Source organism: uncultured Parasphingorhabdus sp., from assembly GCF_963677535.2.
Taxonomy (GTDB): domain Bacteria; phylum Pseudomonadota; class Alphaproteobacteria; order Sphingomonadales; family Sphingomonadaceae; genus Parasphingorhabdus.
Window position 1 is genome coordinate 289,487 of the sequence record NZ_CAXXUT010000001.1, and the last position, 18,782, is coordinate 308,268.

The 18,782-nt window shown below is 59.2% G+C and carries 16 protein-coding genes; 11 read left to right on the plus strand and 5 right to left on the minus strand.

The genetic code is table 11. The features are described from left to right. Positions 1 to 36 precede the first annotated feature (36 nt). The 6 genes from ACHZCJ_RS01390 (at position 37) to ACHZCJ_RS01415 (ending at position 5,667) form a co-directional block, all read left to right on the plus strand. Positions 37 to 1,017 (plus strand): NAD(P)H-quinone oxidoreductase, encoded by a 981-nt coding sequence (locus ACHZCJ_RS01390; protein WP_321323247.1) that lies wholly within the window; start codon positions 37 to 39, stop codon positions 1,015 to 1,017. 25 nt (positions 1,018 to 1,042) lie between these two features. Beyond that, the gene (locus ACHZCJ_RS01395; protein ID WP_321323249.1) at positions 1,043 to 1,462 is read left to right on the plus strand and encodes an NUDIX hydrolase; all 420 of its coding nucleotides are present in this window, start codon (positions 1,043 to 1,045) and stop codon (positions 1,460 to 1,462) included. Positions 1,463 to 1,556: 94 nt separating this feature from the next. Beyond that, entirely contained in the window at positions 1,557 to 2,474 is a 918-nt protein-coding gene (locus ACHZCJ_RS01400) for a UDP-2,3-diacylglucosamine diphosphatase (RefSeq protein ID WP_321323251.1), read from the plus strand. Then, on the plus strand, positions 2,471 to 3,535 hold the full coding sequence (locus ACHZCJ_RS01405) for a glycosyltransferase family 1 protein (protein WP_321323253.1): 1,065 nt from the start codon (positions 2,471 to 2,473) through the stop codon (positions 3,533 to 3,535). The genes ACHZCJ_RS01400 and ACHZCJ_RS01405 overlap by 4 nt, the downstream gene beginning before the upstream one ends. A gap of 153 nt (positions 3,536 to 3,688) precedes the next feature. Further along, a complete protein-coding gene (locus ACHZCJ_RS01410) occupies positions 3,689 to 4,372 on the plus strand; it encodes a DUF1013 domain-containing protein (RefSeq protein ID WP_159647928.1) in 684 nt (227 codons plus the stop codon). Between the two features lie 176 nt (positions 4,373 to 4,548). Next, positions 4,549 to 5,667, plus strand: a complete 1,119-nt coding sequence (locus ACHZCJ_RS01415; RefSeq protein ID WP_159643430.1) for an MBL fold metallo-hydrolase — start codon at positions 4,549 to 4,551, stop codon at positions 5,665 to 5,667. On the opposite strand, the gene ACHZCJ_RS01420 is transcribed toward ACHZCJ_RS01415, so the two are convergent. Next, positions 5,664 to 6,950: a TCR/Tet family MFS transporter gene (locus ACHZCJ_RS01420; protein WP_321323256.1), complete on the minus strand. Its 1,287-nt coding sequence runs from the start codon at positions 6,948 to 6,950 to the stop codon at positions 5,664 to 5,666. The two genes, ACHZCJ_RS01415 and ACHZCJ_RS01420, sit on opposite strands and share 4 nt — an antisense overlap. 97 nt (positions 6,951 to 7,047) lie before the next feature. Here ACHZCJ_RS01420 and ACHZCJ_RS01425 point away from each other — a divergent pair, with 97 nt between their 5' ends. Further along, entirely contained in the window at positions 7,048 to 8,727 is a 1,680-nt protein-coding gene (locus tag ACHZCJ_RS01425) for a long-chain fatty acid--CoA ligase (protein WP_321323258.1), read from the plus strand. Between the two features lie 21 nt (positions 8,728 to 8,748). Here ACHZCJ_RS01425 and ACHZCJ_RS01430 read toward each other — a convergent pair whose 3' ends face one another. Beyond that, positions 8,749 to 9,909 (minus strand): diguanylate cyclase domain-containing protein, encoded by a 1,161-nt coding sequence (locus ACHZCJ_RS01430; protein WP_321323260.1) that lies wholly within the window; start codon positions 9,907 to 9,909, stop codon positions 8,749 to 8,751. Between the two features lie 166 nt (positions 9,910 to 10,075). On the opposite strand from ACHZCJ_RS01430, the gene ACHZCJ_RS01435 reads away from it, so the two are divergent. Continuing rightward, positions 10,076 to 12,055 (plus strand): lipoxygenase family protein, encoded by a 1,980-nt coding sequence (locus ACHZCJ_RS01435; RefSeq protein WP_321323262.1) that lies wholly within the window; start codon positions 10,076 to 10,078, stop codon positions 12,053 to 12,055. Between the two features lie 51 nt (positions 12,056 to 12,106). On the opposite strand, the gene ACHZCJ_RS01440 is transcribed toward ACHZCJ_RS01435, so the two are convergent. After that, entirely contained in the window at positions 12,107 to 13,399 is a 1,293-nt protein-coding gene (locus tag ACHZCJ_RS01440) for an NADH:flavin oxidoreductase/NADH oxidase family protein (protein WP_321323263.1), read from the minus strand. Between the two features lie 228 nt (positions 13,400 to 13,627). Between ACHZCJ_RS01440 and ACHZCJ_RS01445 the strand changes: the two genes are divergently transcribed. The 3 genes from ACHZCJ_RS01445 (at position 13,628) to ACHZCJ_RS01455 (ending at position 16,328) form a co-directional block, all read left to right on the plus strand. After that, entirely contained in the window at positions 13,628 to 14,020 is a 393-nt protein-coding gene (locus ACHZCJ_RS01445; protein ID WP_321323265.1) for a hypothetical protein, read from the plus strand. Between the two features lie 87 nt (positions 14,021 to 14,107). Further along, positions 14,108 to 15,454 (plus strand): metallopeptidase TldD-related protein, encoded by a 1,347-nt coding sequence (locus tag ACHZCJ_RS01450; RefSeq protein WP_321323267.1) that lies wholly within the window; start codon positions 14,108 to 14,110, stop codon positions 15,452 to 15,454. Between the two features lie 85 nt (positions 15,455 to 15,539). After that, positions 15,540 to 16,328 carry a 3'(2'),5'-bisphosphate nucleotidase CysQ gene (locus ACHZCJ_RS01455; RefSeq protein WP_321323269.1) on the plus strand — a complete coding sequence of 263 codons (789 nt, stop codon included), beginning with the start codon at positions 15,540 to 15,542 and terminating at the stop codon, positions 16,326 to 16,328. On the opposite strand, the gene ACHZCJ_RS01460 is transcribed toward ACHZCJ_RS01455, so the two are convergent. Beyond that, positions 16,325 to 17,260, minus strand: a complete 936-nt coding sequence (locus ACHZCJ_RS01460) for a phytoene/squalene synthase family protein (protein ID WP_321323271.1) — start codon at positions 17,258 to 17,260, stop codon at positions 16,325 to 16,327. The genes ACHZCJ_RS01455 and ACHZCJ_RS01460 overlap by 4 nt on opposite strands. A gap of 5 nt (positions 17,261 to 17,265) precedes the next feature. After that, complete coding sequence (locus tag ACHZCJ_RS01465) at positions 17,266 to 18,777, minus strand: phytoene desaturase (protein ID WP_321323273.1); 1,512 nt, start codon at positions 18,775 to 18,777, stop codon at positions 17,266 to 17,268. Positions 18,778 to 18,782: the final 5 nt, after the last annotated feature.

Below are 18,782 nucleotides of genomic sequence, written 5' to 3' on the forward strand. Positions count from 1 at the left end.
CATTCAATGCCTGTATCTGAACTGTTGCAAAAAGAGATGACCGCTATCGCAATCAGCGAGCATGGCGGACCGGAAGTCCTGAAACCGGTGACCGTTGAAGTCCCTGAACCCAAGCCGGACGAGGTGCTGATCCGGGTCGCGGCCGCAGGCGTAAACCGGCCCGATGTGGTTCAACGCATGGGCTTTTATCCGGTACCGCCCGGTGCTTCGCCGCTGCCCGGACTGGAAGTGTCCGGAACCGTTGTTGCGATGGGCGAGGGTGTCGGGCCGGAATGGATCGGCCGCAGGATTTGCGCTCTGACCAATGGTGGCGGCTATGCCGAATATTGCGTTGCCCCGGTGGGACAATGTCTCGAGGTGCCCGACAGCCTGACCATGGAAGAGGCAGCCGCGCTGCCGGAGACCCTGTTCACCGTATGGGGCAATCTGTTCAACCGCGGCTTCGCGCGTGAAGACGAAACCGTGCTGGTCCACGGCGGCACCAGTGGCATCGGCACAATGGCGATCAAGCTTGGCAAGCTGTTCGGTCTCAAGATGATCGTGACCTGTGGCAGCGACCAGAAATGCACCGCCGCCAAGCAGATCGGCGCCGATCATGCGATCAATTACAAGAGCCAGGATTTTGTCGAGGAAATCAAGAAAATCACCGACGGGCAGGGCGTCGAAATCGTGCTCGACATGGTGGCCGGCGATTATGTCGCGCGCAATCTGCAATGTCTGAAGGAAGACGGCCGTCATGTGACCATCGCGGTGCAGGGCGGGTTGCAGGCAACCATAAACATGGCGCACGTCATGATGAAACGGCTGACCCTGACCGGTTCGACGCTGCGGCCACAGTCGGCCGAGCGCAAGGCGCTGATGGCGGACGAAATCTATCGCTATGTCTGGCCGGATGTCGAGGTGGGCAAGCTGAAACCGGTGATGGACGAATGTTTCCCGCTGGCCGATGCCGCCAGGGCGCACGCCCATATGGAAGCGGGCGACCATATCGGCAAGATCGTCCTGATGGTCGAATAGAAGCGGCAATCAGAATGATATGGGGATGACCGGCGAGCCTGACTTTCATGGCGCCAAGGTCGCCCTGTTCATCGATGATCATATCCTGGTCTATCGCCGCGACAACCGGCCGGATATTCCCTTTCCCGATATGCTCGATCTGCCCGGTGGCGGACGCGAAAATGGCGAGAGCGGTGCGGAATGCGTCGCGCGTGAGACATGGGAAGAATTTGGCATAAGCATCGCGGTCGCCCGCTTCGAGCCGGTTCAATCCTATCCGAACTGGCGCGGCTCGGGTCATCAGGCCCTCTTCTTCGTCTGCCGCCTGTCGCGGGAGATACTGGACGACATTAAATTCGGCGACGAGGGGCAAGGCTGGACCACTATGCCGGTCGCCGATTTTCTGGCGAGCGATCAGGCTGTTCCGCATCTCCAGACTCAGGTGCGATTATATCTCGAAACCTGACTTTTCCGTCACCAAAGCTTCATAAATTCGGGACTTTGCTGTAATAAACGACTGCTAGGGGCGGGGCCATGGGATAGTCTCCATGGGAGTTTTTATGGCCAAATATTTTCCCCCCTTCAACAAAGCTGATGTTCCGCTGCTCGATGTCGATCGCTACGAGGCGCGGCTCAAACGCAAACCCAGCGTGTCGGCAAGCGAACGGACCCGTTACCGGACGATCTGGATATCCGATATCCATCTCGGCACCCGCGGCTGCAACGCGGATCTGTTGATCGATTTTCTCGACCATGTCGACAGCGACACCCTCTATCTGGTCGGGGATATCATCGACGGCTGGCGGCTGAAGAAGAAGTTTTTCTGGCCGGACGGCCACAATGATATCATCTGGCGGATATTGAAACGGGCGCGGCGGGGGACCCGCATCGTCTATATTCCCGGCAATCACGACGAGATGTTTCGCCAGTTCACCGGGCTGAATTTTGGCGGTGTCGAAATCCGGCGGTCGGCGATCCACGAGACGGCTGACGGGCGGCGCCTGCTGGTCCTGCACGGCGACGAATTCGATACGGTGATGCTCGCGCATCGCTGGCTCGCTGTTATCGGCGACGCTGCCTATGTGTCGCTGATGCGGGTCAACTGGCTGGTCAACAAGGTCCGCAACTGGCTGGACCTGCCTTACTGGTCGCTTTCCAAAATGGCCAAGCACCGGGTCAAGAACGCAGTTGAATTTATCGGGCGTTATGAGGAAACCGTGGCCAAGGCTGCGGAAAGTCGCGGCGTCGACGGCGTTGTCTGCGGCCATATTCATACCGCCGAGCACCGTGTGATCAAGGGCGTCGAATATTATAATGACGGCGACTGGGTCGAAGGATGCACGGCGCTGGTCGAATGCGACGACGGCACGATGCAGATCCTGCATTGGGCCGATGAAGTCAACGCACGCAAGGGGCGCGAGGAGCGACCGGCCAGGCTGGTGTCGGTCGACGGCAATGGCATGGACCAGGCGGCGTGAAAATCGCGCTGGTGACCGATGCGTGGCATCCGCAGGTCAATGGCGTCGTTCGAACCCTCGATATGGTGGTCACATTGTTGCGGGCCAGAGGGCATGAGATATTGGTGATTTCGCCCGATCAGTACCGGTCTGTCGCCGCGCCCAGCTATCCGGAAATCCGGCTGGCCTTTGCCCGGGCCCGAACCATTGGCAGGCGCATAGAGGATTTTGGCGCGGATGCTGTCCATCTCGCCACCGAAGGCCCGCTATGCATCCAGGCCCGGCGCTGGTGCCGGCGCAACAATCATCCTTTTACAACGGCTTATCATACACAGTTCCCGGAGTATATCGCGCGACGCACGAAGTTGTCACCGCGTCTTTTCTGGCCCTATATCCGCTGGTTCCACCGGGCGGCGGAAGCAATCATGGTTTCGACCCAGAGCGTCCGTGACCAGCTGAAGCGCGAAAGTCTGTCCCATGTCCATCATTGGAGCCGCGGCGTCGACCTCGCAAATTTTTACCCCGACGCGCCTCGGCCGCCGGAATATGAACATCTCGCGCGGCCGATCCAGCTCTATGTCGGACGCGTGGCAATCGAGAAGAATATCGAAGCTTTTCTCGACAGCAGTGAGCCGGGCACAAAGGTTGTGGTCGGCGATGGGCCGGCGCTGGAAGGACTGCAGGAGCGCTATCCCGGGGTGCATTTTGCCGGCAGAAAATCCGGTCAGGAACTGGCTGGCTATTATGCCGGCGCGGATGTTTTTGTCTTCCCCAGCAAGACCGACACCTTCGGTCTGGTGATCATCGAGGCGCTGGCCAGCGGCACGCCGGTTGCGGCCTTTCCGGTAACCGGACCGGTTGATATCCTGACGCCGGAAAGCGGCGTCATGCAGGATGACCTGAATCTGGCTATCCGGAATGCCCTGGCTCTGGATCCCGTCGATTGTATTGCCCTTGGCGCCCGATATAGCTGGGATGCAAGCGCCAGCCAGTTTGTCAGCGGGCTGGTATCGCAGGACCAGCGCGTCGATTGCCACATGTCCCGCAGGATCCTCGCAAAGGCAATATTTGCGCGGGTTTAGCCAAATATCTTGCCGACTCCCTCCGGATAACCTACATAGGTTCCCAACAGGCCGTCTCCGCAAGGGGGCGGCCCTTTATTTTTATAGTATCGCTGGCACAAAAACGCCAGTTATCAGAAGGATGCCATCATGGCCGAACAAGCAACCCCTCTTATGCCGCATGCAACCGCCAGCTGGCTTGTGGACAATACGGCGCTCAGCTTTGACCAGATCGCCGAATTTTGCGGTATTCATATTCTCGAAGTCAACGCGATGGCGGATGATCTCGCCAGCTCCAAATATACCGGACGCGATCCGGTGCAGGCGCACGAACTGACCCACGAGGAAATCGAGAAAGCAGAGAAAGACCCGGATTACCGCATGGTTATCCAGAAAGGTCCGGAGCAGGTACGCCGCACCAAGGGACCCCGCTATACGCCGGTTTCCAAGCGTCAGGACAAGCCCGACGGGATTGCCTGGCTGCTGCGCAATCATCCGGAAATTTCCGATGCGCAGGTCGGCAAGCTGATCGGCACAACCCGGACCACGATCAGCGCAATCCGCGATCGCGAGCACTGGAACATCGCCAATATCTCGCCCAAAGATCCGGTGACCCTGGGCCTCTGCTCGCAGCGAGAGCTCGATGCCGTGGTTGCCAAGGCCGCCAAAAAGGCCGGTATCGAACCGGATATCGCCGATGACGCCAAATTGGGCGGTGACAAGGAAGCGCTGATTGCCGAATTGCAGGAAGAACGGGCGCAGGCGGTCCGCGATGCCGAAGCCGCGCTGGCGGGTGAGGGCGAGGAAGAAGCCGCACCGGTCGAACATACTGCAGAAACGCTGTTCAAGGACCGTTGAGCAACAGGTCTGGCTTCGCGCCGCAATACAGGAATATTGAAAGAGTCGGTGCAGAAGCGCCGGCTTTTTCTGTTTGCGCAGAACGCATTGCGGGTTTTTGTCCTATCAAAAACAGGGTTTAACTAACCGGTTAAACTGCCTTGCGCTTGTCCGGGCGATAGGTCTATGATCAATTCATGGATGCACCCCGAAAACCGCCTGCCTATGACGCCATGCTCGCCGATCACGGCTTTGATCCGATTGAATCGGATGGACTGACCTATCCGCTCGGCGACTATGAACCGAAATTCGGCGAATATTTTGAACTGATGCCCGGCATCGGCTGGACCCGGACGCCGGTGCCCGGGCCGCTTGGCCATATCAACAACTGGGTGCTCGCCGACCGGCATGCTGATGGCAGCACCGGCTTTGCGATAGCCGATACCGGACTGTTCATGCCGCAGGTGATCGACGCCTGGAAACATCTGTTCGACGAGGGCGCGCTGCACGGGCAGAGCGCCACCAAGATCATCGTTACCCATTATCATCCCGACCATGTCGGCTGCGCCGGCTGGCTGGCCAATCGGTTCAAGGCGCCCTTGCACATGAATCGCACCGAGTGGCTGCTGACCCGCATGCTGCTGGCCGACAAGCGCGATGGCGTGCCGCAGGAGGCACTCGACGAGTGGCAATTTTGCGGCTGGGAACAGCCTCTGATCGACGATTTCGCCAAAAAAGGCTGGGGCCGTTTCGCCCGCGCCGTGTCCGACCTGCCGATCGGCCATATCCGCATGGAAGAGGGCACTAGGCTCAAAACCGGCGATCATGAATGGCGGGTAATGATCGGTAATGGCCACACCCCCGAACATGCCTGTCTGATCGACGACAGCGCCAAGGTGATGATTTCCGGTGACCAGATTTTGCCGCGGATCACGTCCAATATCTCGACCATGCTCAGCGAACCGACCAGCGACCCGCTGGGCGAATGGCTGGCCAGTATCGACCGGTTCCGCGCGGAACTGGACAATGATTTGCTCATTCTGCCCGCCCATGGCCGTCCGTTTCTCGGTGCGCATCAACGGCTCGATGCGCTGGCCGAGCGGCATAATGAAGCGCTCGATGATCTGGAACAGGGGCTGCGCGAAAGCCCCAAGCGCGTGGTCGACAGCTTTCCCTATCTGTTCCGCCGCCCGATCACTCCGGACGTCATCGGCATGGCCAGCGGCGAGGCAATGGCGACGCTCCGGCATCTCGAATATACCGGCCGCGCCCGTCTGGAAATGAAGGATGGCACCGCCTGGTATAGCGCTGCCTAGCTGGTGATCGACCTGGCGTCGACCGGTGGCTCGACCTCGTCGCTGGAGCAGTGCATCGCATAGCCACGCAGGAAAACGCCCAGCGCGACGAGGGAAACAATCCCGGCCAGACCGAAGGGGGCTCCGGGCAGATAATAGAGAGATCCAGCCACGGTGAAAGCGGCGAACACGCCAGCAAACACTGGCGGTCCGATCACCGAGGCGGTGCTTTGCAGACTGGCGACCGCGCCCTGCAATTCGCCTTGCGTCTCGTCCGACACGGCGTTGCTCATCAGCCCGTTGATCGACGGCTGGAACAATCCCTGCAGCGATCCGACCGGTATCGCGATGAAGATCAGCCAGCCCTGATCGGGACCGGCCACGACATAGAATATCGAACTGGCGGCCATGGATATCGCGCCGAGAATGACCGCATTGCGTTCGCCGATCCGCGGGATCAGGACGCGGATCAGCAGGCCCTGGACGATGGCGGCACCGACGCCGACACAGGCCAGCGCCATGCCCACGGTCCACTCGCTCCAGCCAAAGGCTTCGATCGCATAGAAGGCAAATATGATCGGGTAGACGACATGGGCTGTCATCCAGATGGTCAGTGCGGATGCATACCACAGAACAATCCTGTTCTGGCCGCTCAGGCCTTTCAGCGCGACCAGCGCATTGGCGCGGGCCAGCTTGAAAGGCCGCCGTTTTTCGGCCGGCAGGCTTTCCTTGAGCAAGAAATAGCCGAACAGCAGATTGAGCGCAGCGAGCGCGCTGGCCGCGAAAAAGGGCAGACGGGCGCCATATTCACCCAATAGGCCGCCGAGCGCCGGTCCGATAATGAAGCCTAGTCCGAAGGCTGCGCCGATCAGGCCAAAATTCTGCGCCCGTTTTTCGGGCGGGGAGATGTCGGCAATATAGGCATAGGCGGTGCTGAAACTGGCGCCCATGATCCCGGCAATGATCCGCGCGGCGAAGAGCCATATTATCGAGGCGGCAAATCCCATCAGCAAATAGGCGATGGCATAGCCGCCCAGCGCGCCGAGCAACACCGGACGCCGGCCGAAACGGTCGGACAGATTGCCGATCACCGGACCGAAGACAAATTGCATCGCCGCATAGGCAAAGGCGAGCCAGCCGGCATAGACGGCCGCATCGGATATCGTGTCGCCGGTGATGCTGGTGATCAGCTTCGGCAGGACCGGCATGATGATGCCAAAGCCCAGCATGTCGATGAGCACAACGAGAAACACGAAGACCAGAGATGATCGGCCGGCGGCAGGTTGGGGAGCGGATTCGTTCATGGGCTTTGCCCTCTACACCCGAAGCCGCCGAAAAGGGAGCCATTTAGCGGCGCAATTTCCATTGTCAGACCAGCCGGTATCACTTACATGAATGTCAATGACAGACAGCAATTCCGACCAGCCACCGATCTGGAAATCGCATTATAATCATCCCACGCCCTGGGATCAGTTTTACTCGCCCCTGTCGATGCCCGGCATGTTTTTTCGCTCTGCCGGCCGGCGCGGGGAGGCCAATCTGCTTGATTTTATGGGCCGCAAATATAGCTATAGCGAAGTTGCGGCCGGCGTGGTCCGCGTGGCCAAGGGGCTTCAGGACATGGGGATTGGCAAGGGCGACCGGATCGGCCTGTTCCTGCCCAATGTGCCGCATTATGTGAGTGCCTATTACGGTGCGATGGCAATCGGCGCGACGGTCGTCAACTTCTCGCCGCTCTATACGGTGGAAGAACTCAATCATCAGGTAGAGGATAGCGGAACAAAAATTCTGTTCACGCTATCGGCTACCGCGCTGTTCCCGACCGCTTACAAGGTGCTGGAACAGTCAAGCCTCGAACGGCTGGTGGTCGGCAGCATCGCCGGGGCTCTGCCGGCGGGAAAGTCGCTGTTCTATTCGCTGTTTCGCCGCAAGGAGAGCAGTCCGCAACCCGAAGATGAGCGGATCACCACTTTTTCCGACCTGATCGACAATGATGGCGTTTACAAGGCGCCCAATATCCGTCCGGAACGGGATATCGCCCTGCTGCAATATACCGGCGGCACCACCGGTACGCCCAAGGGCGCGATGTGCAGCCATCAGAATCTCACTGCCAACGCGCGGCAGATCAACAATATCGATCCCTATATTGACCAATCCGACCGGCTGATGGGGGTGCTTCCGTTTTTCCATGTTTTCGCCAACAGCGCCGTGCTCAACCGCACGGTCCAGCGGGGCGGCGAAATCGTGATGCTGCCGCGCTTCGACGCGAAGCAGACACTGAAGGCCATCGGCCGGAACAAGATAACCGCCATGCCGGGCGTGCCGACCATGTATCAGGCACTGCTCGACCATCCGGACATCGACAAGACGGACTTTTCCTCGCTCAAGGTCTGCGTCTCGGGCGGCGCGCCGCTGCCGATGGAACTGAAGGCCAAATTCGAGGCCAAAACCGGTGCGAAGCTGGTCGAAGGCTATGGCCTGACCGAAAGCTGCGGCGTGGTCAGCGCCAATCCCTACGAAGGGCTCAACAAGCCCGGCACGATCGGCCAGCCGGTCCCCGGCACATTGGTCAAGCTGGTCGACAAAGCCGATCCGACAAAGGCCGCACCGGATGGCGAGCCGGGCGAATTGATTTTCTCCGGACCGCAGGTGATGCAGGGCTACTGGAATCTGCCCGATGAAGACGAGAAGGTCTTTGTCGACGGATTTCTGCGCACCGGCGATGTCGCGACGATTGACGAGGACGGCTATATAAAGATTGTCGACCGGCTGAAGGACATGATCGCGGTTGGGGGTTTCAAGGTGTTTCCGAGCCAGGTCGAGGAAGTGCTGTACAAGCATGAGGCGGTCAGGGAAGCGCTGGTAATCGGCGTCCCCGACGACTATCGCGGAGAGAGCCCGAAAGCCTATGTCTCGCTGGAGCCGGACAGCACGGTGACCGGCGAAGAACTGAAAGACTGGCTCAACCCGCAGCTGGGCAAGCATGAGCGCGTCGTCGGCGTGGTGGTCCGTGACAGCCTGCCCAAGACGATGATCGGCAAGCTGGACCGCAAGACGCTGCGAGCCGAAGAGCTGGACTAGGGCCGCGGCGCCGGGCCGGGATCATCCGGTAGTGGTGCGGAGTTTTTTGGCTTTCTTTGCCACGAAATGCTGCGCTTTGGCGCTATAGTCTTTCACGGCATAAAGCTGTTTGTCAGCGGCTTCGAGCAGGCTGTTCGCGCTTTTGCCGTCGACCGGCCAGGTGGCAATGCCGATACTTGCCCGTACGCGGATAACATGATCCTGAACGACGCAGGGGGGAACCAGCGCGGCCAGCAAATGGTCTGCGCAGGCCGTGTCGGTAATGGCCGATTCCGGTGACAGCAGAATGGCAAATTCATCGCCGCCCATGCGTGCAACGATGCCGTTGTCGCCGCAGGTCTGGCGGAGACGCCGCGCGACTTCGACCAGCAATTGATCGCCGACCGGATGGCCGAACTGGTCATTGACCGGTTTGAACCCGTCTAGATCCAGCAGGGCAACCGAAAATGGCCGTTCGTGATCACCCCCGTCGATCTGGCGAGCAAGCTTTTCGGCGAGAACCCGGCGGTTGAACAGGCCGGTCAGCGGATCGGTGTGCGCCAGTTCGCTCATGTCATTCTGCAGGATCAGCATATGAATGAACTGGTCATTCTGCTGGGTGATCAGTCGGTACAGGAAGGTCGTTACCATGATCAGGCTGGCGGCGGCCGACCAGTCGAGGGGATCACCCGACAGCAGCAGGATGATCGTGATCGGCATGATCCCTATGATGATGTTGAGAATTGCCGCGAGCCTGATCGTCGCCAGCGTGTAAATAGTCGTGAGCGAGCCCATGGCGAGGGTGAAGGGATAGAAAAGCTTCATATTCTCCGGTGCGTGGACATAGCTGAGCACGCACCAGATGCTGACGAGAACGCATATGGTGGCGGAAAAAAACGTTGCTTCGGCAATGAATTGCCGGGCCTGGTCCGGGCTGCCCGAAGCGTTGCGGTCCTTGATCAGCGAGATATAGCCGATCAGGCAGCAACTGCCCATGGCGAGCGGCATGCCGTAGCGAATCCACGGTTCGGCGCCGACGCTGGAGGCGTAGAGCACGAAGGGAATGGTCAGGAACATGGCGAGAAAAAGTGCCCGAGACTGATTCTGCAGCCTGGTCGCGCTCAATATCGCGAACTCGTCCCGGACAGCTTCCGGGACCGGCGGTATAAGACGTTGTAAAAACTGTCGGATGAATGACTGCATGCAGCGTTGCTAGCGTCTAAATGTAAACGTCGCGTTAAGCCTGGTAAATTGTGCTGAACCCCAGCTTTTGAAGGGTCTGCAGGGGAAATGTAAAATGCCTGTTTACGGCAAATTAACCAGAAATATTTAGCATGAGCCGGTCTCAAATCCAACGGGGGAGGTCATCATGTCCTTTGAAAATGCCAGCTCGATTATCGCCAGTCACACTGTCTCGGGAGGGCCGGTCAAACGCGGCCCAAGCGATCCCAGCCTGCCACAGAATGACACGCCGGAGCAGCGCGCGCAGCGCCGGGCACAGATCAATGCGACATCGACGCAATATCAGTGGACGACCGATATCGCCAGCCTGCCTGGCGTGCCCCTGGCCACGCATGTTCCGCCCGACGACCAGCCGTCGATCGAATGGTGGTTCAAGGTGCTCGAAGTCAGCATCGCCATACTCGAGAACGTCAAGGCGGTGCTGCTGAAACCGATCTATTCCGGTCTCGACGACGCGGCGAAGACAGTCATTGACGACGCGCTGGCCGATGCCGGCGAGATCAGGTCGAAGGTAGAAGCCCTGCGTGAAAAACACCGCGTGGCCAAAGCCGGTCCGGGCCTCGAAAGCAGCATCGAGGAAGCGGTACAGGGCGCGGACATCGAGGAACTGGAATCGCATGACAGCGCCCTGCGCGACATTCTCACCGTGATTATCGATGTGCTGAAGGCCGAAGAGGTCGCGCATAGCCGTTCGATCGAGGCCTATCGCGATCTGTACCAGACGCTGCCGGTCCCCGGTATCGCCTATACATTCCAGGATGACGACCAATTTGCCCGCTTGCGGGTTGCCGGCCCCAATCCGATGCTGCTGCAGGGGATCGACCGGATGCCCGACAATTTCCCGGTAACAGCCGCTCAATATGCGGCGGTCATGGGGGATGACAGCCTGAGCAAGGCGCTTGCCGAAGGACGGGTTTTTCTCTGTGATTACACCGATCTGGAAGTGCTTGTTGCCGGGGTCTGGAAAGGTCACGCAAAATATGTCTACCGGCCGATGGCGCTGTTTGCCGTGCCGCCGGGCGGATCGTCGCTGAAGGCGGTCGCGATCCAGTGCGGTCAGGACAACAGCCAGTATCCGGTGATGACACCCTCGGATGCCGCGTCGGAAAAATGGGGCTGGGAAATGGCGAAATTCGTCGTCCAGGTCGCCGACTGCAACTATCATGAACTGTTCGTCCATCTGGCCGGCACCCATCTGGTGAGCGAGGCGATTGCCGTGGCGACCCGCCGCAATCTCGCCGAAGTGCATCCGCTCTGGTCGTTGCTGGTGCCGCATTTCGAAGGCACATTGTTCATCAACAATCTGGCGGTCGAAACGCTGATCAACAAGGGCGGTCCGATTGACGATTTCTTTGGCGGGACGATCGAGTCCAGCCAGTTGGCCGCCGTCCAGGCGCGCCTGTCTTTTGACTTCTACCGGAAGATGACGCCGGTCGATTTTGCTGCGCGCAAGGTCGCGGATCCGGCGATCCTGCCGGACTATCCCTATCGCGATGATGCCTTGCTGGTCTGGGATGCTATCCACGACTGGGCCTCGCAATATATCAACATCTATTACAGCGATGACGAGGCGGTGACCGCTGACAGCGAACTGGCGCTCTGGGCTTCCTCGATCGCGTCGGAGGGCCATATCGCCGGTTTCAGGCCGATCACCTCCCGGGCCCAGCTGATCGACGTTTGCACGATGATCATCTTCACCGCCAGCGCCCAGCATGCCGCGGTCAATTTTCCGCAGCGCACGCTGATGACCTTTGCGCCAGCGGTGACCGGCGCCGGCTGGACCGCCGCGCCGACCGAGCAGCAGAATCACAACAAGGAAGAATGGCTCGAATATATGCCGCCCATGTCTCTGGGATTGCTGCAATTGTCATCGCTGGAACTGCTGGGTTCGGTCTATTACCGACCGCTCGGCGATTATCGCACCAACCGTTTCCCCTACAAGCCATGGTTCCAGGATCCGGCGATCACCGGTGATGAAGGGCCGCTGGCACGTTTCCAGGCCGGGCTACGCGCGGTGGAGTCGCGGATCGTCGCGCGCAACCAGCGCCGGATGCATCCCTATGTCTATCTGCAACCGAGCCAGATTCCCACGAGCACCAATATCTAGGGTGCGGGGCCTTGGCGGGGTCAATCTCCAGAAGCCTGGCGCAGTCCCGGATCAGTCCGGGCTGCGCATGGCCAAAATGCGCTTGTTTCGTTTCTCTACCGCCAGAAATGCCTTGAAAACGCCAAGTTTTGCGTCGGTTTTGCCGCTTTTTCCCAGATTTTCGAGCTGTTCATAGAACCAGAAAATGACCGCGAAACTGGCGACGGCCTTGACCGTCTGGAAACGCATCAGAAAGCCCAGCCAGTCGGGAAGCAGGTGAAGCCTGTCCTCGAACCGTGGCAATGCTTCCAATCCTTCCAGCAATTGCTTCGGCGCATCGGTTATCACGCACATCGGGCGGCCCAGTCCGATCAGGTCGGCAGCACCGTCGGCAAGCGCGGATTCCATCGCTTTCCGGGTCCGGAAACCGCCGGTCACCATCAGCGGCACCTTGACCGCATCCTGCATTGCCTTGGCGAAATCGACAAAATAGGCCTCGCGAGCCTTGGTCGAAGGCGCGAGATTCTGCTCCTCTTTTTCCTCGATTCCGTCAGACCCCATTAGCGCCGGCTGTTCATAAGTGCCACCGGAGATTTCCACCAGATCGACACTGGCGTCCTCCAGCCAGCGGACGACCTGCAGGCTGTCCTCGAAGTTGAACCCGCCCTTCTGGAAATCGGCGCTGTTCAGCTTGACCGAAATCGGGAATTCGGGACCGACGGCTGCGCGGGTCCTCGCCACGACCGCGAGCAGAAAACGCGCCCGGTTTTCAAGGCTGCCGCCATAGTCGTCAGTGCGCTGGTTGGATCGCGGGCTGAGAAAGCTGCTCAGCAAGTAACCGTGGGCGGCGTGGATCTGCGCGCCGGTAAAGCCGGCTGTCTGACAGGTTTTGGCAGCCTGGGCGAAGCGGGCGACGAGATCTTCAATCTCTTCGATGGTCAGCGCTACCGGTTCGCCGAACTGGCCTCCGGGCAGGCCAAGCTTGACCGCCGATGGCGCCTTGGGATGTTGGTTGACATTGCTTTGTGTTTGTCGCCCGGCGTGGCTGATCTGTGCCCAGAAATGATTGCCGTTGCGCGTTGCCGCCTGGGCCCAGCTGGCGAGCGCTGCCATCATGGCGTCATCCGCCGGCCGGTCGATGACAACATTCCCCGGCCGTTCCAGATGGTCGCGGTCAATCTGGATATTGCCGCTGAGCAACATGCCCGCGCCACCGTCGGACCATAATCCGTACAACCGCTCCAGCTTCCTCGTTGGCGCCCCGTCCGGCGTGGCCATGCCCTCGGTCATCGCGGCCTTGGCGATCCTGTTGGGCAGGGCGGCGCCACAGGGAAGTGTCAGCGGGTCGGAAAGTGAAACGGTCATGGCAGGGCTCCCAAAATTTGCATTGCTTTTAAAAACTGATTCTGTCCGAAGTCGTAATTTATGGCAAGCAGAAGCGTAATTTTCCGACATATAATGCCGGAAAAACGGACTATTTGGCTTTTCTGATAATTGGGTTATAGTACTATCAGAAATTTGCATGGGGAACAGGATGTTGCACGGGGAAAACGTCCGGCAATCATCGGAGATGTTATTCTGAGGGGAATAGAAATGGTCGCAGCAGCGTCTCGAAATTCGGCAAGCAAGCATCCGGCGCACCATCACGGAAATCCGGATGTCGTCCGCTGGGACAAGAAAATGAGCAACAATTGCGCTGCGGCGTTGCTTGTCTATACGATGATGCAAATCTATTTCGTACTTGGTATGATCGAAACCCAGGGCGTTTCGATCGCCCCCTATTTCGGACTGATCGTACTCGTTGCCATTATCATTCCCTTTTGCCGCAATTTTGAAAAACGCTGGCAGACCATGAGCAGCAGCGGTCTGTCCCATCAAAGCATCGCGGCGAAGTTCCGGATGGACCAGTTGCTTCTGTGGTCATTGACTCTCGGTCTGCCATTTGTCTTTTGCGCCCTGATCAAGGCCGCCGGGACGCTATTCTAGAAACCGGCATTCCCAATCCGGCTTCCTTTCTTTCGCATTCGCGACCAGATCGTTGACCTTGCTGGGCGCCATACCTATGTCCAGCTTATGCTAAAACCTACAGAAGCGCAGGATCGCGCCGACGCCCTGATCTCCCAAGCCAAAAAAGCCGGCGCCGATGCGGCGGATGCCATCTATGTATGCGATGCCGCAACGCAGGTGCAGATGCGTCTCGGCAATCTGGAAGATGTCGAAAGGTCCGAAGGCGAGGAAATCGGCCTCAGGGTGTTTGTCGGCAAGCGGTCGGCGACGGTATCCTCCTCCGACATGGACCCGCAGACCCTGTCCGATCTGGTCGGCCGTGCGCTCGACATGGCGAGGGAGGCTCCGGAAGATCAATATGCCGGTCTCGCACCCGAAGAATTGCTGCTGAAAACCGAACCCCATGCGATCGAGGGCGATGACGGGCAGGATCCCGATCCCGAATTTCTGCGCGAACTGGCGCTGACAGCGGAGGATGCCGCTCGTGCCGTAAAGGGTGTCACCAACAGCGAAGGCGGCGGCGCCAGCGCCGGCCGAAGCATTGTTGCGCTGGCCACCAGCCATGGCTTTTCCGGTGCCTATTCGACCAGCGGCTACAGCCTGTCCGCCAGCGTTATCGCCGGCGAAGGCGATGGCATGGAACGCGATTACGCCTATGACAGCGTGCGTTTTCTCGAAGATCTCGACGCGGCCGAGGATATTGGCAGGGAAGCCGGAGAACGCGCCGTTTCAAGACTGAATCCGGTCAGTTTCAAATCGGGGGCGATGCCGGTGGTTTACGATCCCCGCGTCGGCAACAGCCTGCTCGGTCATTTCATCGGTGCCATTTCGGGTAGCGCCATCGCGCGCAAAACCAGTTTCCTGCTCGATGCGCTCGATAGCCAAGTGTTTGACAGTTCCGTGTCGATCATCGACTGTCCGCATCGCAAGCGCGGTCTCCGCTCCAAGGCCTTTGACGGCGAGGGATTGCCGACTGCGAAAACCAGGCTGATCGACAGTGGCCGGCTGACCCAGTGGATCATGGAAAGCGCGTCGGCGCGCCAGCTTGGACTGCAACCCACCGGCCATGCCTCGCGCGGGGTCGGCGGCGCACCGGGTGTGAGTGTCACCAACCTGCATATGGGCAATGGTTCGGTCAGCAAGGCGGAATTGATCAAGGATATCAAGCACGGTGTCTATATCACTGAACTGATCGGCATGGGCGTCAATCCGGTCACCGGCGATTATAGTCGCGGCGCCGGCGGTTTCCTGATCAGCGACGGCGAGATCGGTCCGCCTGTGTCGGAAATTACCATTGCTGGCAATCTGAAGGACATGTTCAAGAGCCTGGTAGCGGCGGATGATCTGGCATATCGCTATGCCGCCAATGTACCGACCTTGCGGACGGACAGCATGACGGTGGCAGGCGGCTGAGCAAATGCGCTAGTAGCGTGACGCCCGGATCAGGCCTATCGCACCGGATAGGCTGGTGACAGGCTTGCACCCGATGGAGACACAATTGGCTGACATAGATTTTGACCGGGTTATCGCGATCGCCAGGGAAGGCGGGGCGCTTGCCATGCGGCAGTGGGCGCTGGGCAAGAAAGAAGCCAATATCTGGGAGAAATCCCCCGGTCAGATTGTTAGCGATGCCGATCTCGCGGTTGACAGCTTCCTGCGCGCAGAGCTGGAAAAGCTGGTGCCATCCGCCGGTTGGCTTTCCGAGGAAACCCATATCGACCATAGCGGGGCCGGTGATGAATTGACCTGGGTGGTCGATCCGATTGACGGGACCAAGGATTATGTCGCGGGCAAGACCGGCTGGTGCGTATCAATTGCCCTCGTCCAGAATGATGCGCCGATATTCGGAGTGCTCGATGCGCCGGCGATGCGGGAAACCTGGGTCGCCAGGGCCGGCAGCCATACCGAGGTCAACGGCCGAAAGCTGGTCGCCAGCTTGCGCTCCCAATATGACGGTTGCCGCATCCCCGCCGAGAGCCTGCCGCCGGACATGAAGTTCACCATTGTGCCAAAGCCGAACAGCATCGCGCTGCGCATGGCGATGGTCGCAGATGACCGGGCCGACGTCGTTGCCTCGACGCGCTGGGGCCATGAGTGGGATATCGCCGCCGCCCATGTTATCGCCACCGAAGCAGGGGCCAGCGTCACCGATGCGCTGGGCGAGCCGCTGGTCTATAACGGCACCCACGGCAAGGCGCTCGGCGTCTTGTGCTGTTCGCAGAATCTTTATCAGGAAGCGGTGCAGCGGATCGGCAAATATGTCAACGAGAATGGTGCCAGCCACTAGGCCAGCCGGGTGGTACGCGCTCTCGTCCACAGACCCTGACGGTCCCGTTGCGGTGCACTGAAAAGGGCCTGGCCAAGGGCTTTTAATATCGAGCCCAGTTTCTTGCCCTTACTTGTATATATCCGGCGCTCGAGCGAAGCGCCGCCGCTTTTTCTGATCGCTCTGGCGATATCGCCATAGATGCCCGTCGCGGCCAGCACCGCCCAGCGCGACCGGAAGGGCAGGCTGGCTGCACCAACCCGCGCAGAGGCTTCATAGTCTCCCGCCAGATCGCAGATCCGGTTGACCAGCAGCACCAGTGCATCCCTGTTCTCGGGCTGCAGCAAATGGTCCGGATCTACCCCGGATTCCGCAAGCCATTTTTGCGGCAAATAGCACCGGCCCGCCTGCGCATCTTCGGCCACGTCGCGCGCAATATTGGCAAGCTGAAAAGCAAGGCCCAGATCGCAGGCGCGATCGAGTATCTCCTGGTCCCGTGACGAGACGCCCATCACCAGTGCCATCATGCATCCGACCGTACCGGCGACATGATAGCAATATTGATATAAGTCTTCTTCCGTTTCCGGCCGCCAGTCTCGTGCATCCAGCGCGAAGCCGTCGATCATGTCATCGGCAAGATATTTGGGAATATGACATTCCTGCGCGACCACACCAAACGCGTCGAAAGGCGGATTGCCGGTTTGCTCGCCGCCATGCGCACGTGCCGTCATCATCCGAATCGCGGCGATGGTTTTTTCCGGGTGGGCTACGGTCGACATGCCGTGGCCATGATCCTGGCCATCGGCGAGATCGTCGCAGGCGCGGCACCAGTGATAGAGCAACCACGCTCGTTCGCGGGTTTGTTTCGAAAAGAGCTTCGAGGCCCGGGCAAAGGATTTTGATCCGCGTTCGATACTGTTTCTGGCGTGGAGGACAAGATTCTTGCGGTTCATCGTGGCTATCCGAGATCTTCCAGCATCAGTTCCGCGGTTGCCTTTGCGCTGCCCACCACGCCGGGGATCCCCGCTCCGGGATGGGTGCCGGCGCCCACGAAATAGAGGTTGTTGATGATATCGTCGCGATTGTGCATCCGGAACCAGGCGCTCTGGGTGAGCAGCGGCTCCAGGCTGAAAGCGCTGCCGAGATGGGCGTTGAGATCACTGCCGAAATCCTGCGGGGTGTAATGAAAACTGGTGACGATCCGGTCGTGGATATCGGGGATCAGGCGGTGGCCGATTTCATCGAGAATGCGCTTCTCGTAGATCGGCCCCATTTCCTCCCAGTCGATCGGCAGCTTGCCCTGATGCGGGACCGGCGCCAGCACGTAAAATGTGCTATGCCCTTCGGGGGCCATTTCCGGGTCGGTGACCGTCGGATGGTGGAGATAAAGCGAAAAGTCGCTGGGCAGCACCCCATTGTCGTAAATATCCTCGAGCAGCCCTTTATAGCGGGGGCCAAACAGGATCATATGGTGCGGAATTCCCGGCCAGCTGCCCTTCATGCCGAAATGGACGACGAACAGGGAGGGTGAATAAGTCTTTCGTTTCAGCTTGCCGGTGACGGTCGCGCTGCGATGCTTGTGCGTCAGCAGATCGCGATAGCTGTGCATGACGTCGGCATTGGAGGCGACTGCATCAAAGCGTTCGCTCCAGCCCGATTTGCAGGTGATACCGGACACGCGATCACCGATCGTATCAATGCTGGTCACCGGATCATCAAGCCGGATCACCCCGCCGATCCGTTCAAAATGCTTGACCATTGCGGCAACCAGCATGTTGGTCCCGCCCTTGGCGAACCAGACTCCTCCTAGCCGTTCCAGCTTGTGGATGAGGCCATATATCGCGCTGGTCTTCATCGGATTGCCGCCGACGAGCAGGGTCTGGAACGAGAGGAATTCCCGCAGTTTTTCGTTTTTGACAAAGCCGGAAACCTTGGCATAGACCGAACGATAGGCCTGATATTTCATCAGTGCAGGGGCCGCCTTGATCATCGACTTGAAATCGAGAAACGCCTTGGTGCCCAGCTTGACATAGCCTTCTTCGTAGAGCCCGCCGCTATATTCGAGGAATTTCTTATACCCTTCGACATCGTCGGGTTCGATCGCCGCGATATTGGCGTAGAGCTCCTCCGGATCGTTGACATAGTCGAAATTCGTGCCGTCGGGCCAGTTGAGCCGGTAGAATGGCGATACCGGCATCAGTTCGATATCCTTCGCCATGTCATGTCCAGTCAGATCCCATAGCTGGGAAAGACAGTCGGGATCGGTGATGACGGTCGGTCCGCCGTCAAAGATAAAGCCTTCCTTTTCCCAATAATAAGCGCGCCCGCCCGGCTTGTCGCGACCTTCCAATATGGTCGTCTGGATACCGGCCGACTGCAGCCGGATGGCAAGCGCCAGGCCGCCGAAACCGGAGCCGATAACGGCGGCTTTCTTGAACAGTTCATTCTGCGATTTGGCGAGATCACTCATCGGAC

What these genes read in the sequence shown, in the direction of transcription:
- ACHZCJ_RS01390 (WP_321323247.1), top strand. Translation starts at nt 37, where the DNA reads ATGACCGCTATCGCAATCAGCGAGCATGGCGGACCGGAAGTCCTGAAA.
- ACHZCJ_RS01395 (WP_321323249.1), top strand. Translation starts at nt 1,043, where the DNA reads ATGACCGGCGAGCCTGACTTTCATGGCGCCAAGGTCGCCCTGTTCATC.
- ACHZCJ_RS01400 (WP_321323251.1), top strand. Translation starts at nt 1,557, where the DNA reads ATGGCCAAATATTTTCCCCCCTTCAACAAAGCTGATGTTCCGCTGCTC.
- ACHZCJ_RS01410 (WP_159647928.1), top strand. Translation starts at nt 3,689, where the DNA reads ATGCCGCATGCAACCGCCAGCTGGCTTGTGGACAATACGGCGCTCAGC.
- ACHZCJ_RS01415 (WP_159643430.1), top strand. Translation starts at nt 4,549, where the DNA reads ATGGATGCACCCCGAAAACCGCCTGCCTATGACGCCATGCTCGCCGAT.
- ACHZCJ_RS01420 (WP_321323256.1), bottom strand. Translation starts at nt 6,950, where the DNA reads ATGAACGAATCCGCTCCCCAACCTGCCGCCGGCCGATCATCTCTGGTC.
- ACHZCJ_RS01425 (WP_321323258.1), top strand. Translation starts at nt 7,048, where the DNA reads ATGACAGACAGCAATTCCGACCAGCCACCGATCTGGAAATCGCATTAT.
- ACHZCJ_RS01430 (WP_321323260.1), bottom strand. Translation starts at nt 9,909, where the DNA reads ATGCAGTCATTCATCCGACAGTTTTTACAACGTCTTATACCGCCGGTC.
- ACHZCJ_RS01435 (WP_321323262.1), top strand. Translation starts at nt 10,076, where the DNA reads ATGTCCTTTGAAAATGCCAGCTCGATTATCGCCAGTCACACTGTCTCG.
- ACHZCJ_RS01440 (WP_321323263.1), bottom strand. Translation starts at nt 13,399, where the DNA reads ATGACCGTTTCACTTTCCGACCCGCTGACACTTCCCTGTGGCGCCGCC.
- ACHZCJ_RS01445 (WP_321323265.1), top strand. Translation starts at nt 13,628, where the DNA reads ATGGTCGCAGCAGCGTCTCGAAATTCGGCAAGCAAGCATCCGGCGCAC.
- ACHZCJ_RS01450 (WP_321323267.1), top strand. Translation starts at nt 14,108, where the DNA reads ATGCTAAAACCTACAGAAGCGCAGGATCGCGCCGACGCCCTGATCTCC.
- ACHZCJ_RS01460 (WP_321323271.1), bottom strand. Translation starts at nt 17,260, where the DNA reads ATGAACCGCAAGAATCTTGTCCTCCACGCCAGAAACAGTATCGAACGC.
- ACHZCJ_RS01465 (WP_321323273.1), bottom strand. Translation starts at nt 18,777, where the DNA reads ATGAGTGATCTCGCCAAATCGCAGAATGAACTGTTCAAGAAAGCCGCC.